This is a genomic window from Pontibacillus salipaludis, from assembly GCF_014642405.1.
GTDB classification, from domain to species: domain Bacteria; phylum Bacillota; class Bacilli; order Bacillales; family BH030062; genus Pontibacillus; species Pontibacillus salipaludis.
Window position 1 is genome coordinate 244,310 of sequence record NZ_BMIN01000003.1, and the last position, 16,112, is coordinate 260,421.

17 protein-coding genes are annotated in these 16,112 nt (G+C 39.1%); 14 read left to right on the forward strand and 3 right to left on the reverse strand.

All coding sequences use genetic code 11. The features are described from left to right. The 4 genes from pstA to IEW76_RS05180 all read left to right on the forward strand — a co-directional run bounded on the left by pstA (nucleotide 1) and on the right by IEW76_RS05180 (nucleotide 3,379). Nucleotides 1-879 (forward strand): phosphate ABC transporter permease PstA, encoded by an 879-nt coding sequence (gene pstA, locus IEW76_RS05165; RefSeq protein WP_188651527.1) that lies wholly within the window; start codon nucleotides 1-3, stop codon nucleotides 877-879. A 43-nt stretch (nucleotides 880-922) separates the two neighbouring features. Beyond that, a complete protein-coding gene (pstB, locus tag IEW76_RS05170; RefSeq protein WP_188651529.1) occupies nucleotides 923-1,690 on the forward strand; it encodes a phosphate ABC transporter ATP-binding protein PstB in 768 nt (255 codons plus the stop codon). Between the two features lie 39 nt (nucleotides 1,691-1,729). Then, nucleotides 1,730-2,386 carry a phosphate signaling complex protein PhoU gene (gene phoU, locus IEW76_RS05175; RefSeq protein WP_188651531.1) on the forward strand — a complete coding sequence of 219 codons (657 nt, stop codon included), beginning with the start codon at nucleotides 1,730-1,732 and terminating at the stop codon, nucleotides 2,384-2,386. A gap of 201 nt (nucleotides 2,387-2,587) precedes the next feature. Next, entirely contained in the window at nucleotides 2,588-3,379 is a 792-nt protein-coding gene (locus IEW76_RS05180; RefSeq protein ID WP_188651533.1) for a DUF817 domain-containing protein, read from the forward strand. A 464-nt stretch (nucleotides 3,380-3,843) separates the two neighbouring features. Here the strand turns inward: IEW76_RS05180 and IEW76_RS20780 are convergent, their stop codons facing one another. Beyond that, nucleotides 3,844-4,335: an endolytic transglycosylase MltG gene (locus IEW76_RS20780; protein WP_229721126.1), complete on the reverse strand. Its 492-nt coding sequence runs from the start codon at nucleotides 4,333-4,335 to the stop codon at nucleotides 3,844-3,846. Next, nucleotides 4,332-4,721 carry a hypothetical protein gene (locus IEW76_RS05190; protein WP_188651535.1) on the reverse strand — a complete coding sequence of 130 codons (390 nt, stop codon included), beginning with the start codon at nucleotides 4,719-4,721 and terminating at the stop codon, nucleotides 4,332-4,334. Before IEW76_RS05190 ends, IEW76_RS20780 begins: the two co-directional genes overlap by 4 nt. Before the next feature lie 253 nt (nucleotides 4,722-4,974). Here IEW76_RS05190 and rpmG point away from each other — a divergent pair, with 253 nt between their 5' ends. From rpmG to IEW76_RS05215, 5 genes are all read left to right on the forward strand, one after another. Continuing rightward, complete coding sequence (gene rpmG, locus IEW76_RS05195; protein ID WP_036782142.1) at nucleotides 4,975-5,124, forward strand: 50S ribosomal protein L33; 150 nt, start codon at nucleotides 4,975-4,977, stop codon at nucleotides 5,122-5,124. A 470-nt stretch (nucleotides 5,125-5,594) separates the two neighbouring features. Next, on the forward strand, nucleotides 5,595-6,155 hold the full coding sequence (locus IEW76_RS05200) for a 5-formyltetrahydrofolate cyclo-ligase (protein WP_188651537.1): 561 nt from the start codon (nucleotides 5,595-5,597) through the stop codon (nucleotides 6,153-6,155). Between the two features lie 120 nt (nucleotides 6,156-6,275). Next, entirely contained in the window at nucleotides 6,276-7,238 is a 963-nt protein-coding gene (locus IEW76_RS05205; RefSeq protein WP_188651539.1) for an L-lactate dehydrogenase, read from the forward strand. Nucleotides 7,239-7,291: 53 nt separating this feature from the next. Then, on the forward strand, nucleotides 7,292-7,480 hold the full coding sequence (yqgO, locus tag IEW76_RS05210; RefSeq protein WP_188651541.1) for a protein YqgO: 189 nt from the start codon (nucleotides 7,292-7,294) through the stop codon (nucleotides 7,478-7,480). A gap of 87 nt (nucleotides 7,481-7,567) precedes the next feature. Further along, nucleotides 7,568-9,103 (forward strand): rhomboid family intramembrane serine protease, encoded by a 1,536-nt coding sequence (locus IEW76_RS05215; RefSeq protein WP_188651543.1) that lies wholly within the window; start codon nucleotides 7,568-7,570, stop codon nucleotides 9,101-9,103. On the opposite strand, the gene IEW76_RS05220 is transcribed toward IEW76_RS05215, so the two are convergent. Continuing rightward, entirely contained in the window at nucleotides 9,067-9,954 is an 888-nt protein-coding gene (locus IEW76_RS05220) for a hypothetical protein (protein WP_188651545.1), read from the reverse strand. The two genes, IEW76_RS05215 and IEW76_RS05220, sit on opposite strands and share 37 nt — an antisense overlap. A gap of 91 nt (nucleotides 9,955-10,045) precedes the next feature. Here IEW76_RS05220 and IEW76_RS05225 point away from each other — a divergent pair, with 91 nt between their 5' ends. The 5 genes from IEW76_RS05225 (at nucleotide 10,046) to IEW76_RS05245 (ending at nucleotide 16,069) form a co-directional block, all read left to right on the forward strand. Next, on the forward strand, nucleotides 10,046-11,089 hold the full coding sequence (locus IEW76_RS05225; protein ID WP_188651546.1) for a M42 family metallopeptidase: 1,044 nt from the start codon (nucleotides 10,046-10,048) through the stop codon (nucleotides 11,087-11,089). Nucleotides 11,090-11,156: 67 nt separating this feature from the next. Then, nucleotides 11,157-12,611, forward strand: a complete 1,455-nt coding sequence (locus IEW76_RS05230; RefSeq protein WP_188651547.1) for a spore germination protein — start codon at nucleotides 11,157-11,159, stop codon at nucleotides 12,609-12,611. Nucleotides 12,612-12,700: 89 nt separating this feature from the next. Further along, on the forward strand, nucleotides 12,701-12,910 hold the full coding sequence (locus tag IEW76_RS05235) for a YqgQ family protein (protein WP_373285948.1): 210 nt from the start codon (nucleotides 12,701-12,703) through the stop codon (nucleotides 12,908-12,910). A 5-nt stretch (nucleotides 12,911-12,915) separates the two neighbouring features. Continuing rightward, nucleotides 12,916-13,875 (forward strand): ROK family glucokinase, encoded by a 960-nt coding sequence (locus IEW76_RS05240; protein ID WP_188651548.1) that lies wholly within the window; start codon nucleotides 12,916-12,918, stop codon nucleotides 13,873-13,875. A gap of 331 nt (nucleotides 13,876-14,206) precedes the next feature. Further along, nucleotides 14,207-16,069, forward strand: a complete 1,863-nt coding sequence (locus IEW76_RS05245) for an LTA synthase family protein (RefSeq protein ID WP_188651549.1) — start codon at nucleotides 14,207-14,209, stop codon at nucleotides 16,067-16,069. The last annotated feature ends 43 nt before the right edge of the window (nucleotides 16,070-16,112 follow it).

Genomic DNA, 16,112 nt, shown 5'->3' on the forward strand with positions numbered 1-16,112 from the left:
ATGGCTTTGATAAATAAAGATACAGTGTCTAATAAGATGAGTGGTCGTATCTTGAAGAACAAGATTGCAAAAGTGATCTTCTTTATTGCTACGATTATTGGTTTATTATTCTTAGGCGCTCTAGCATATCGGATATTGACTCAAGGACTCGGTAGCTTAGATATGGATTTCTTAACAGGATTCACTTCACAAAGTCCAGACCGCGCTGGTATTAAAGCGGGTGTTATTGGCTCTCTTTGGCTTATGTCTGTTACAGCGCCTGTGACGTTGATTATCGGTGTAGCCACTGCAATTTATTTGGAGGAATACGCTAAAAGAGGGAAATTTACACGTTTCATCCAAATCAATTTGCAAAACCTTGCCGGTGTACCGTCAATTGTGTTCGGTTTATTAGGTCTTACTATTTTCGTTTATATTTTCAACACAGGTGAAATTGTTCTAGCTGGTGGTCTTACATTAGGTCTGCTAGTACTTCCGGTTATTGTAGTAGCCGCGCAAGAATCAATCCGTTCTGTTCCGAATGAATTGCGTGAAGCTTCATACGGTATGGGAGCTACGAAATGGCAAACGGTAAGACGAATTGTTCTTCCTGCAGCGATTCCTGGTATTTTAACTGGTGGTATCCTTGCACTTTCTCGTGCTATTGGTGAAACAGCTCCGTTATTACTTGTAGGAGCAGCTACGGCGATCTTCACACTTCCAAGCGGAATTTTCGATCCTTATACAGCGATGCCAATTCAAATTTATAGCTGGACAAAAGCTCCGCAGCCTGAATTTGAATATGTGGCTTCAGCAGGAATTATCGTCTTACTTGTGATATTATTACTTCTAAACTCAATTGCTGTATTTATTCGAAATAAGTTCTCGAAACGTTTATAAACCTTTATAGAGTCAACGGATTATTGAAGGAGGATTTGTCATTATGGCAGATACAAAAAGTTCAGTATTTAATGTGAAAGATTTAAACTTATGGTATGGGGATAACCAAGCCCTTTATGATATAAATATGGATATTAAAGAAAATGATGTTACGGCTATTATCGGGCCTTCAGGTTGTGGTAAATCCACATACGTTAAAACACTAAACCGTATGGTAGAGACGGTTCCTGTCGTGAAAACCTCAGGTGAAATTGAATACCGAGGTAAGAATATCTTTGATAAAAACTATTTAGTTGAAGACTTACGCACAAAAGTAGGGATGGTTTTCCAAAAGCCTAATCCATTCCCTAAATCGATTTATGAAAATATTGTATACGGACCAAAAATTCACGGAATTAAAGATAAAAAGACGTTAGATCAAATCGTTGAAAAAAGTTTAAAAGGTGCAGCGCTTTGGGATGAGGTTAAAGATCGACTTCATGAAAACGCGTATGGACTATCTGGTGGACAGCAGCAACGTGTATGTATTGCTCGTTGTCTAGCTATTGAACCAGATGTCATTCTTATGGACGAACCTACATCTGCCCTTGACCCAATCTCAACACTGAAAGTAGAAGAGTTAATTCAAGAGCTGAAGAAGGACTATAGTATCGTTATTGTTACACACAACATGCAACAAGCGGCTCGTATTTCTGATAAAACGGCTTTCTTCTTAAGTGGAGAACTTGTAGAATATACAGATACAAACACGCTATTCTCTAATCCAACTGATAAGCGTACAGAAGATTATATTACTGGTCGATTCGGTTAAGACAAAGGTTCTATTTCAGGGTAGAAAGGGGTATTGGGAATGATTAGAGGTCAATTTCATGAAGATATGGATCAGCTTAAATTTAGTATTAAGAAATTAGCTGTAGAAACCGTCAATGCATTCGAAGAAGCGTTAGATGCTTTATACACTCAAGATATCGATAAAGCGAAAAAGATTATTGAACAGGATGATCAGCTTGATCGAAAAGAGCTCGAAATTAATGAGCAGGCCATTCTATTAATTGCGAAGCAGCAACCTGTCGCTACGGATCTTCGCAGAATGATTGTGGCAATCAAGATTTCAGCTGATCTTGAGCGTATGGCAGATCATGCGGTAAACGTTAGTAAAAGTGCAATCCATTTAGGGGAGGCACACGATATTTCTATTCCCCCGGCTTTAAATGACATGTTTGGCGTGGCTAAGGAAATGGTCGATACTGCTACGAAAGCTTTTGAAAGTGAAGACATTTCACTAGCTCGAGTGCTAGCTGAGATGGATGATAAAGTGGATGAAATGTACGGACAAATTACACGTGAAATGCTTGAACTTACAGCTACCAATCCACAAAAGATCCAGCATATTATGCAAATGGCGTATGTAGCACGATATATTGAACGCTTTGCTGACCATATTACAAATATTGGGGAGTATATTTTCTATCTGGTCAAAGGACAAACGTTCGACTTAAATGAATAAGATTAAAAAGAGGCGGAATCTAATTTAGATTCCGCCTCTTTTTATGTTAGAAATGATAGGGTAGCCTGCCAAGATGGCTATATCCTAGAAGATGTTAGGGTGTAAAGAGGAATGGGAGGAGTTGTTTTGCGTTAATTTTTTATTGTAATACAATAAACACTGGCATATAATTAAGGAAGAAAATCGTTGGGGGGACAAAATATGAGAGTTTTAAAGCAATTTATTCGCTTTGGGTGGGAACAAGCTTTATCATGTTTGTTCCCAGTCGTTATTTTTGCTTCTTTGGCCATTACACAAGTGGTATCGTTACCTTTCTTGCCAAGGTATGATTGGCTGCTTATTATATTCTTATTCATGCAGTGGTGGATGGTTCGCTCTGGACTTGAAACGTCAGATGAATTAAAGGTCATTACATTATTTCACCTTATCGGGCTAACTCTTGAACTTTTTAAAGTGCATATGGGTTCTTGGTCGTATCCGGAAGTGGGCTATACTAAGGTGCTGGGCGTTCCTCTATATAGCGGGTTTATGTATGCAAGTGTAGCCAGTTATCTTTGTCAGGCATGGAGGAGATTAAACGTCCATTTGGTTAAATGGCCACCGATGTGGCTGGTTGTCCCTCTAGCAAGTGGAATCTATTTAAATTTCTTTACCCACCATTATTGGGTTGATCTCCGTTGGTGGCTATCTGGACTTGTGATCATTATATTTTGGCCATCATGGGTTACATACGCTATTAATGGAAGTCGCTATAAAATGCCAATAGTATTTTCCTTTATACTCATCGGTTTTTTCATATGGATAGCTGAAAATATCGCGACATTCTTTGGGGCTTGGGAGTACCCTAATCAAACAGAAGCATGGAGTTTAGTCCATCTAGGTAAAGTAAGCTCGTGGCTATTACTAGTAATTGTGAGTTTTCTTATAGTAGCTACCTTGAAGCAAGTAAAAGGAAATAGCTCGACTAGTATAAGTAAGAGCCAAGCTCTCTAAATCCATAAGTGTTAGGTGAACGGACCTGCTTATTATAGTTGCTCTTAAGCCACCTACCTCACAAATATGGCGCGTTTTCGTCTCTCTACATTTAGCAAAGGTGGGCCTGGAAATTGCGAGACTCCTGCGGGAGAAAGAGGTCGACGAGACCCCGCAGGGTGGTTTTTTCGAGGAGGCTAAAAGAGAAAGAGGAAGTTCGACTAAGATCGTCACGTCAATAGCCAACGTCGAACGACCCCACGTCGTGTGGGGCCGCGGAAAGCGAGTGATTTCCAGGCACACCTTTCGCTCCATTATAGCTGACGAAAACCTCTCTACATCTATCGCCAGACATCTCTACCTCAGTTTCAAGTCGGGGGCACAAAATCAACACTAACCATTAACAGATCCAATCAAAAAAGTGCACATAACAAAAATGAGCATCAAATTGCTATGCAATTCGATGCTCAATTCACAACCACTTCTTAGCGAGTGATAATCTTTGCGATTTCTAAAAATGACATTTGGTCAACAACAGTATACTCACCAATCTGTATGTAACGACTAAATTCATTTTCTGTTAAGTATTGTCTAAATGCTTCCGCATCCTCAATAATATTATTTTCTGCTAATGCTTGACTAATGTCCTCAGGGACCATGCCTTCTTGAATAGACAATTTGTAAGCATTCACTTTGGATGATTCGGAGGTATCATCTTGGGTTGCTTTTTGATCCGTTTCTTCTTTGTCTTGTGTGTTTGTATTCGTTTCTTTTACAGAAGAAGCTTCTTCTGTTAATTTAGTCCATTTATTCTCCGTTAAAACCACATACCCTTTTTCTTTTAGGAGGGCTTTTGCGTCTTCTTTTGAAAGTTCTGTAGCTTTTGCTTCATTTAAATCCTGTTGGGAATAGGCGAAGGCAAGTAAAGACGTAGCTGTTAACAGGCCAAGCGCAAAAGCTCTTAGTGTGTGTTTCATGAATTCACACCTCGCTGTTTCTCGCTTGAATACTGACGCAACGTAACAAAAATATCATGTTCTTTCATAGACGTCTTCTCAGCGATTTCCTTAGTTGTGTGTCCTTCTTGATAAAGTGTTAACACTTTATGACCGATTGAGCCTCCATCAGACTCATTAGACGCTCTAGAAACGCTTTCCTTGTAAAATGGACCTGCATCTTCTTCTATAAGAAGTTCTTCTTCAAGAACCTTCATTTTCTTCTTAAGTTGATAGGTTTCCTGAATTGTATTTAAGGAAATCTCTTCTATTTGCTCTTCTAAATCTTGTATTCGACTCTTTGTAAAGAAAGAGAGGATGTAAAGAACAAGTGCTACAGAAAATAGCGTTAAAAACATGTAAATCATTTCTTCACCTCATTTCATTTCTTTACTAGTTATATCATACAAAGACACTACAGAAAACCGACCTTATGCTCGTTTTACAATATTTTTAGGCTCACTTTATCTGTGGGTACAATAGATAAAAAAATGCACCCTAACCGAATAAAAGAGTAAAACAACCTTGAAAGAATAAGTATGATTTGATACTATTAATAAGTCTGATAAAGTATGTAAATACATTAAACAGAGTAAAGAATGGTATTTGGAGGGATAAACGATGCGTGTAAACATTACACTTGCTTGCACTGAAACTGGTGACCGCAACTATATTAGCACAAAAAACAAGCGTACAAACCCTGAACGCTTAGAACTTAAGAAATATTGCCCACGTTTGAAGAAACACACTCTTCATCGTGAAACGAAGTAAACAGTAGGATTAGCTCCTACTGTTTTTTTTATCGTTTTTTATTTAGGCTTTGTTAGTGTTTATTTACTTGTTTCATATATGCCCCCTTATCCGGAAGACTTAAGGTTGAGACATTATTGTCCCGAACCACCTCTGCCATATATTAAAGGAACGGAAGCATGCCAAAGGGAGGCAGATGGTTGAATCACCCTCATGCTCGAGTTGAGGGGGACGTTATACAAATTCTGATAAGGGGTGTCTGGGGAATGGGGAGACTCCTGCGGGAGAAAGAGGCTCGACAGCTCGCCCGCGTAAAGCGAGTCATTCCCCAGACACCCCTAGCACTAAATAAACGTAACGGCCCCACACTCTTAACTTCAAGTATTCAACAATCCTAACGTTTGTTGTCGGTTTTAATCTATTCCAAATAAGCACTCTTAAATCAATTAATGACAATAATGATCATAAATAGTAACGAAAGAGGTGTACAGATGAAAACAAAGTTAGAATTGCGTACATATGGAAAAGAAGTGTTAAAGAAAATGAGTGAGGAAGAGAAAAAGCAAAAAGAACAAGAAATCTATTTGGCTCTCCTAAATAGTCAATTATGGGAAGAGGCTTCTACAATTGGCTGTACGATTGCTCAAGCACATGAGGTTGAGACGGCACCTATTATTGAGTTAGCTTGGCAAGAAGGGAAAAAGGTTGTTGTTCCAAAGTGTACACCAAAAGAAAGCCATCTAGATTTTCACGAGCTTTCTTCATTTGATCAATTAGAGACAGTCTATTTTGGTCTGCAAGAACCTGTGCCTACTCTCTGCCCGGTCTATGAACCTAACTCCATCGATCTCATGCTTGTCCCTGGGTTAATCTTTGATTATAACGGATATCGCATTGGGTATGGAGGAGGTTATTATGATCGCTACTTGGCAACATATGCGAATCAAACAGTAGCTTTAGCGACAGAAGCGCAGCTAGTAGAAAGGGTACCGTTTGAGGACTATGATGTTCCGGTAAATCATATTGTCACTGAAAAAGGATTTCGGTTATAAAGATTTGTAACAATATCTTAACAATGAAAGCGCTATCTATAGTTTCTGGAGTTTTACCAGTCATGTACAATGTAAATAGGGAAAAGGAAAACATTTCATTTGAAGAAGGGATGATGGAGAGTGGAAAGAGTTAATCGTATTGCGTTAATAGGTACAGGTTTTGTGGGATCGAGTTATGCCTTTGCTCTATTGAACCAAGGTGTGGGGGACGAGCTCGTCTTAATTGATGTGAATAAAGAGAAATCAGAAGGCGACGCAATGGACCTAAATCATGGTCTTGCTTTTGCTCCATCCTATACGAAGATCTGGTATGGCGATTATAGTGACTGTGCTTCTGCTGACCTCGTTGTCATAACAGCAGGCGCAAACCAAAAGCCTGGAGAAACTCGGTTAGATCTTGTCGAGAAAAACTCTGCTATTTTCAAGTCGATCGTAGACCAAGTGATGGAGTCAGGATTTGACGGAATTTTCCTTGTAGCAACAAATCCTGTTGATATTTTAACTTATATGACTTGGAAGTTCTCTGGCTTACCTAAACATCGAGTGATTGGGTCTGGAACGATTTTAGATACAGCTCGCCTTCGTTATTCTTTAGGAGAGTACTTTAACGTTGATTCCCGTAATGTTCATGCCTATATAATGGGAGAGCATGGAGACTCTGAACTTCCTGCATGGAGTCATGCGAACATCGGTGGGCGCTCTATATATGATCGAATTAAGGACAATCCAGAGAAATATAGTGAGCGTGACTTAGCTCCACTCTTTGAAGGGGTTCGTGATGCCGCTTACCATATTATTCAACGAAAAGGTGCTACCTATTACGGCATTGCGATGGGATTAGTGAGACTTACTAAAGCTATTCTTCATAATGAAAATTCAATACTGACAGTATCAGCCTATATAAGTGGTGAATATGGTGAGAAAGACGTTTATATTGGTGTACCAGCTATCGTGAATCGTTCTGGAATAAGAGAAATACTTCAGATTGATTTAGATGAAATAGAAGAAGCTCAATTTGCCAATTCTGCAAGCGTGTTACGGGAAACGTTAAACCCAGTGCTAGAGAAATATAACGAAGAATAAAATTTTCCTCTATTCACATACTAAGCCTATCAAATAGGGATAGGTGGGTTAAGATGAGAGTGATCATGTGGTTATTCTTCTTAATAGTAGGAGCATATGCGTTGAATCGATACAAATATCGCATATTAAATGGCGTTTTAGCGTATGATTTATTAAGGAAAGTTGTCGTTCGTGTGAGTATGCGGATGCCTTATCTAAGAGAAAAGATCTTACCACAAGTCTTAGGACGGTCCATCCTTTAAAAAAACGTTCAGTCGTAGATACGGCTGAACGTTTTTTTGGTATCTAGGACTATGGATTTGGTAAGATGAAGGAAAGGGGAGAGGCTCATGTATTTAGAGGATATTTATTACTTTTGGAAAATGACCTACAACTTCATATCTAGTCATGATTTTGAAGTGATTCATATTGATCGAGACCGTCGTGAAGTGTGGCTTGAGAAGAATAAAGGTAAGAGTACAGATGTTATACGACTTAAGCAACAAACATTTGATTGGTCAAACCACCTAAAGCGTGATCAGGATGTAGTAGCTGAGAAAGTAAAAAGGCTTACGAAAACATTAATAGGGCGAGAAGTTCATGTCCATTCGATCTATATTTCTCAATTCCCACCTGTTGATGACTGGGAAAGAGATCCGGTACATATAAAAGCAAAAAAGCCTGTGCGCATGTATACGTATTTCGTTGTGCAGCGAGAGAGGGAGCAGAGTTTAGAAAATATTTATGAATCCTTACACCTTCAAGAGAATTCTTTCTCTCCTAAAGATGAAGAAGAGATGGAGAGTCAGGTGCCAAAACTAAGAAAAGCTGTTGACCAAGCAATTGAGGCTAACATCAAAAATCAGCAGGCTATTTTAAGCCGTGGCAAACCTATACTCACTTATCTATTTATTGCCATTAACATTTTAATGTTTGTTGTATTAGAGCTTAATGGTGGGAGTCAGAATACGACTACCCTTATTGAATATGGTGCTAAATTTAACCCACTAATTGTAGAGGGGGAATGGTGGCGTATTGTTAGCTCCATGTTTCTCCATATTGGTATCGCTCATATTTTACTGAACATGTTAGCTCTTTATTACCTGGGGAATGCTGTTGAGAGAATGTTTGGGAGTGTCCGTTTTCTCGCGATTTACTTTATAAGTGGTATTGTTGGCGGACTTGCAAGCTTTGCCCTCTCTCAGAATGTTGCAGCTGGTGCTTCCGGAGCCATTTATGGTCTTTTTGGAGCCCTGTTGTTCTTTGGGTTGATTTACAAGAAATTATTCTTTAGAACAATGGGGAGTAGTATTATTGGGATATTGATTATTAACATTGTCTTTAGTTTCGCGATCCCTCAAGTTGATATTGGTGCACACTTAGGTGGTTTAGTTGGGGGCTTTTTAGCCTCTTCGTTTGTGCATTTTCCTAAGAAGAGAAATGGGCTCTCACAAGCGTTGAGCTTTGTGGCTGTTTTAGCTGTAGCTGGGTCCCTCATATGGGCTGGCCTCGCGGCAAACGAGGATTCCTCTCTTCATACCCAAACTGTTCTTGCTTCCTATTATCAGGAAAATGGTCAGTTTGAACAGGCTTTCGATGTAGCTAATCAAGCGATAGAAGAACAGAACAACGAGAATAGTGTCCTATACTTCATTCGCTCCTATGGATACATCCAACAAGATCAAGTGAAGCAAGCCATTACAGATTTAAAGCGTTCAGTGGAGTTAGATCCACAGAATGATTCAGCTCATTATAACCTGGGAGTGCTGTATGCCAGACAAGGGAAAAGAGAACTTGCGATCGATGCCGTTCAAAAAGCAATAGAAATCAACCCTGAAGCCGAAGATTATCAAGAACTTTTGGGCGAGCTAGAAGGTTCAGGATAATATTGAAGTAATTTTTCTTTCTTCCCACGTGCGTTCTCATATAATACGAGTAAGTGCTTCCCGTCCTTATCAGCTAAGATAAGAGGCACATAGCTTGTTTGGTTGGTAGGGTTAGATGAAGCCGTGAAATCAAGAATATAGTTTTTATAAAGTCCTTCCCACAATTGTCCGATGACTTGTTGAGTTTGTTCAATGTCTAAACCAGGGAGGGGCTTTGTTTTGTATTCGGGTAAAGTGGTAAGTGGGATCCGTTCATATTGTTCTAAAGGGATAGAGAAATGAGTAACGAGTTGGTTCCATCTATACGCTAACTGTTGCTGAGTAGCTCGGTCGAGTGTTTCTTTCCAATCGATCTGTTGCTGATTCTCCGGTTCTGTGAATGACTCTAGTGGAGTTAATGGCGAGTCAATGACGTAAAGCTCACTTTGAGTCATATCTTGAATACTTTTAATACGGTCATCAGGGTAATGAATCTCTCCATGATGGTACGTAATGGCTTGATAATGACCGCTATCTTCTCCTTGAACTTTCTCTTCTTGAACTAGATCCTGGCTATTTTCCTTCCATTTTCCTAGCACACCTTTTAATCGTCCATCTTCATAAAGTAGTGAAATATCCTGTCGTAGATATACGGGTTCCTTTAGTTTAGAATTTGTGGTCCAGTTAATTTCGTATTCATCCTGGTCACTTTCAGAGAGCATTTTTAAAGATGTGCTTGTCTCTTCGAAAGAAACCGTCTCATCAAGCGGAAAGTATTTCACTACATTTTGAGCATCATTCTGGAGCCATTGGAACACAACAAAAAAGCCGACTGCGTGGCCAATAAGTATAATCCAAATGATCTTTTTCATTATGCAAGTCCCCTTTTCTTTTGGACATCCTGTGTCATTCATATGTATGATAGTAGATAGAAAGTTATGAAAATGAAAAGGGGAGATTGTTATGAAACAAACGCAAGCGATAACTGGTATATTGGAACAACTTGTTAACATTCCTAGTCCTTCTGGATACACAGAAGCATGCATCGATCACTGTGCAACGTATTTCGAAGACCTTGAGGTGCCTGCTTATAAAACGAAGAAGGGCGCTCTCATTGCAACGCTCGAAGGAGAAGACAATACACAGCAGCGTTTATTAACGGCTCATGTGGATACGCTCGGTGCTATGGTGAAAGAAATAAAGTCTGATGGAACTTTGAAGTTGTCTATGATTGGTGGGTTTCGTTGGAATAGCGTTGAAGGAGAATATTGTGAGATTCATACGGCTAGTGGGGCAACGTACTCAGGTACAATTTTGATGCACCAAACTTCTGTTCACGTATATAAAGATGGTGGAGAAGCTAAACGAAACCAAGAGAATATTGAAGTTCGTGTAGACGCTGAAGTACATAATGCGCAAGATACAAAAGACCTTGGCGTTCAAGTGGGTGACTTTGTTTCGTTTGATCCACGTTTTCAAGTAACAGATAACGGGTTTGTAAAGTCACGTCACCTAGATGATAAAGCGAGTGTTGCGATTTTAATGCATCTTGTTGACACCCTAAAGGAGGAAGGTGTGGTTCTGCCATATACAACCCACTTCTATATATCAAATAACGAAGAGATTGGTTACGGAGGAAATGCCAGTATTCCAGAAGAGACTGTAGAGTATTTGGCTGTTGATATGGGAGCTATAGGAGACGGACAAACAACGACCGAATACATCGCTTCTATTTGTGCGAAAGATTCTTCGGGTCCGTATCATTATGGACTTCGCCAACACCTGGTTCAGCTTGCAGAACATAATGATATAGGATATGAGATTGATATTTATCCTTATTATGGGTCAGATGCTTCTGCTGCAATTCGCGCTGGAGCGGATGTGAAACACGGTTTAATAGGTCCGGGAATCGATGCTTCTCATGCGGTTGAGAGAACACATGTAACGTCGTTAGAACACACGTTTAATTTACTCTTTGCCTATGTTCAATCAGAGCTCGTAGAGTAATTGTATGTATGCTTATAAAGGTTTGTGCAAACAATGAGGTTAGACCTTTATAAAGCAGGGTGATGAAATGGAAAAGCAGCCAATGTTCAACAATTATGATGAAAATGTCCAATACATGAAGGATAGGCTTGGCGTTGGTAAGAGTTTTGATGTCATTCAACTTGACTTAGAGTACGCAGGACGAAGAATGGCCCTCTTTATGATAGACGGCTTTGTTAAAGATGAGATTCTTCATTATTTAATGAAGCTCTTATCTGAGCTTGAACCAGAACAATTAGAGCCAAATCCATTTGAGAAGTTACTCCGTACCCATCTTCCTTATGTAGAGCTTGATCATAAAACAGACTTAAACGAAGCGACCGACTGGGTTCTTGCTGGTCCTACTGCTCTTCTTGTAGAAGGCATAGATGATAAAATTATTATGATTGATGCCAGAACGTACCCGGTACGTGGACCGCAAGAACCTGACATCGAGAAAGTTGTGAGAGGTTCACGAGATGGTTATGTTGAGACAATTGTATTCAATACTGCCTTAACAAGAAGACGAGTACGTGATCGTTCGTTGAGAATGGAGTATTTACAAATTGGTCGCCGCTCCAAGACAGACGTTTGTATATGTTATCTAGAAGATGTAGCAGATTTGGATAAGGTAAAGCATTTAAAGGAGACGCTTCAATTAATTGATACCGATGCATTGCCCATGGCTGAAAAAACAGTAGAAGAATTTTTAAGTGGACAGCATTGGAGTCCTTACCCGACAATTCGCTATACTGAAAGGCCAGACACGGCAGCAGCCCATATTTATGAGGGGCATATTTTGTTAATGATTGATGGATCACCTAGTGTAATGATTACCCCGGCCACATTTTGGCATCATTTGCAACATGCGGAGGAATATAGACAAAAGCCATCTGTAGGAGCTTATTTACGTTTTGTGCGCTTTTTCGCTGTATTTGCATCTATATTTGTATTGCCGCTGTATTACTTGTTTTCTATTGATTCTTCATTACTGCCTGAACAACTTAAATATATAGGACCTACTGAACTCGGCGTTTTACCTCTGATCGTTCAATTTCTAATTGCTGAGATTGGAATTGACACGTTGAGGATGGCGGCCATTCATACTCCATCGGCCCTGGCTACCGCTTTAGGATTAGTGGCAGCAATTCTAATTGGCCAAGTAGCTATTGAGGTGGGATTATTCTCGAATGAGGTTGTTCTCTACCTGGCTGCAGCCGTCATTGGTACTTATTGTACCCCGAGCTATGAACTTAGTTTAGCTAACCGTTTGACGAGGCTAGGTTTGTTGATCGTAACAGCCCTATTTGAAGTGAAGGGATTTGTAATCGGTACTACGATATGGATTTTATATTTGACGAGTTTAAACACATTTAAGACTGCCTATTTATGGCCATTTCTACCATTTTCCTACCGAGCTTTTCGCGACGTTATTTTACGCTCACCTATGCCACTTAAAAACAGACGACCTGCCTTTTTGCACCCTCAAGACCCTGATCGATAAGATTGGGGTTTTTTTGTGTTCGATTATTCATAAAGGATTCATTATTTCTTTTAATGGGAACGCTTGCTATAATATATAATGGTGATGATATGAAATCGATTTATGATATTCAACAATTATTAATGAAATTTGGAACTGTCATTTATATTGGGGATCGAATAGCTGACTTAGAATTAATGGAAATGGAGATACGAGAATTATACAAATCACAGTTTGTATCAGACCAAGATTTTCAAATGGCTATTCTCCTTCTTCGTCAAGAAATTTCAAAAGTTCAAAAAGCCAGAGGTGAAGGGTGAAGGACATGGAACAAAAACACGTAATTGGAATTGATATCGGGGGCACTACAGTCAAACTAGCTTTCGTTACATATAATGGCGAGATTATTCATAAGTGGGAAATTCCTACTGTCTCAGAAGGCGGACCAGAAAAAATGGTGCAAGATATTTCCACATCAATTGCGAATGAGCAACGAAAGCTAGAGCTATCTTTTGATGATTTTAGAGGAATTGGTGTAGGAGCACCTGGTTATATTAGTTTGGAAGAAGGAATCGTCTATGAAGCTGTAAATATTGGTGGCTGGAGAGATGTTCCTTTAAGCGAGTTATTAGGAGAGGCTACCGGATATAATGTTCGAATAGAAAATGATGCAAATCTCGCAGCATTAGGAGAGTACTGGAAAGGTGCAGGAGATAAGGCAGATAATTTACTAGCTTATACACTAGGCACAGGTGTTGGAGGCGGCATTATAGCTAATGGTGAACTCCTTCACGGTGCAAATGGAACGGTAGCAGAACTCGGTCATATGACGGTAATCGCTGAAGGCGGAAGAAACTGTAATTGTGGAAGAACGGGGTGTCTCGAAACAGAAGCTTCTGCTACAGGCATTGTACGATCAGCTATTGATGGCATTGAACAAGGACGCTCTACTTCATTAAAAGAAATTTATAATGAAACAGGGAAAGTGTCAGCTAGAGACGTATTTGAAGCAGCAGCGGAAGGGGATAAGTTAGCAGAAGATGTGTTAGATCATGTAACCACTGTACTAGGATTAGCGATATCTAATATGGCTATAGCGATTAATCCTTCTAAGATTGTTATCGGTGGCGGTGTATCAAAAGCGGGGGATCAGCTCTTAGATCCTTTACGCACAAAATTTGACACATTTACTTTACAGCGCACAGGAGAAGCGGTAGAATTCGTTATAGCTTCTCTCGGCAACGATGCTGGAGTCATTGGGGCGGCTTATTTAGCACTTCAATAAAAAGTAGGTAAAGGTAGAAGTAAGTTATGGGATCCTGTAACAATTTGTTACAGGATTTTACTGTGTTTACAAAGAATTGTTCGTGTGAGAAGAAATTTTGTTAGTGGTGTAGGGTTTTATGATGCATACACGTCTACTGTTATGAATATCGTTTAAATTGTATGTAAAAAATTAGTTGAAAATAGTTGAAACTTTTATGTTATCATAACCGTCATATAGACTAGTGGTTGTTTAGAATACTTTAGAAAGTGGAAATTAGTTATATTAGTTAATATTTCGAATGAAATGTGAAACCAACAATAGAATATTTTATAGAACGGAGGAACGGAACATGCTGCAAAGAAAGTCACTTCCATTGTATTTGGTCGCTGCTTTGCTTTTTGGTGTTAAAACGTATTTTGTTTATCGTTTTATCTTTGATCTTTCCATTGAGAATTTCTTGCAAGAAATTATCTTAGCAATCAATCCATTTGCGACAGCTGTATTATTCTTTACATTTGTTGTTCTACTGAAACCAGTTAGACAAATTAAGTATACCAAGCACTTATCATTAGTTATGACACTAATATTGTACTTTAATGTCATATATTATCGTTCTTTTACTGATTTCTTAACGATTCCAGTATTATTCCAAACGAATAATGTAGGAGATTTAGGCTCAAGTATTCTGGGGTTAATTTATGTAACCGATCTGCTATTATTTGTGGATGTAGCGATTGTCTATTATTTGAGTAAACGAGTAGCAGTAGATGCTCAACCTCAATTTAAAGGGATGAAATTCAGAGCAGCAGGCATTGCCATTGCTCTTGTAATGGCGAACTTTGTGCTTGCAGAGATCGAACGTCCCATGCTATTTCAACGCACATTTGACCGCGAATATTTAGTTAAAAATATTGGAGTATTTAACTATCATATTTACGATGTAGCTCTTCACTCCAAGACCAAAGCCCAGCGTGTATTGGCGGATGGAAGCGAAATGAGTGATATTCGTGAATATGTTAGTGAGGAAGTGAAAAGTAATCAAGAATCCGATCTTGAAGGGATTGCAGAAGGGAAAAATGTAATCTACATTTCCGCCGAATCCTTACAAAGCTTTGTTATAAATAAAAAAATTAACGGTAAGGAAATTACGCCATTTCTGAATGACCTTATAGATGATAGTTATTATTTTGAAAACTTCTATCATCAAACAGAGCAAGGGAAAACATCAGACTCAGAGTTCGTTGTAGAAAATTCTCTATATCCTCTTGGTCGTGGTGCCGTGTTCTTTACTCATTCTCAAAATGAGTATAATGCAGTACCAGAGATCATTGGTGAAAATGGATATTCGTCAGCTGTTTTCCATGCTAACAACAAGAGTTTCTGGAACCGCGACGTTATGTACGATTCCTTAGGGTATGATCAGTTCATTGGTGAGCAAAGTTACAACCAGACCCCTGAAAATACGATTGGATGGGGCTTGAACGATAAGGCGTTCTTTGACCAGTCTGTGGATATGTTGAAGGATTTAGAAGAACCTTATTATGCTAAGTTCATTACCCTAACAAACCACTTCCCGTTTGAGTTACCTGAGGAAGACCAACACATTGATAAGTATGATTCTAGTTCTAAAACTCTAAACCAATACTTCACTACGGTACGTTATATGGACGAATCAATTGAACAGTTTTTCCAGAAGCTAAAGGATGAAGGTGAGTATGAAGATAGTATCATCGTGATCTATGGTGACCACTATGGCATTAGTGAATACCACAACAACGCGATGGCTCAATTCCTAGGTAAAGAGATTACACCATACGAGCACACGCAACTACAACGTGTACCTTTCTTCATTCATATCCCAGGTCATGAAGGCAACAAAGTCATTTCCAAGCCTAGTGGTCAAATGGATGTAAAACCAACGATTCTAAGCATGCTAGGTATTGATTCTGGTGGCGATATTGAATTTGGTACAGATCTCTTTACAGACGATGTAGATCCATTTGTCGTATTAAGAGATGGTAGCTTTATCTCAGAAGACTATTTATATGCTAATGGCCATTGCTATGATCGAGAATCTGGTGAAAAACTTGAAGGCGACCAATGTCAACCATTACAGAAAAAAGCTCAACAAGAGCTTGATTATTCAGACCAAATTGTTTATGGTGACCTATTCCGCTTTTATGACTTCCAAAACGGAACAGTAGCGGATTAAAAAATCATGTATCAAAAAAGGTACTTCTGTTATCAGAAGTACC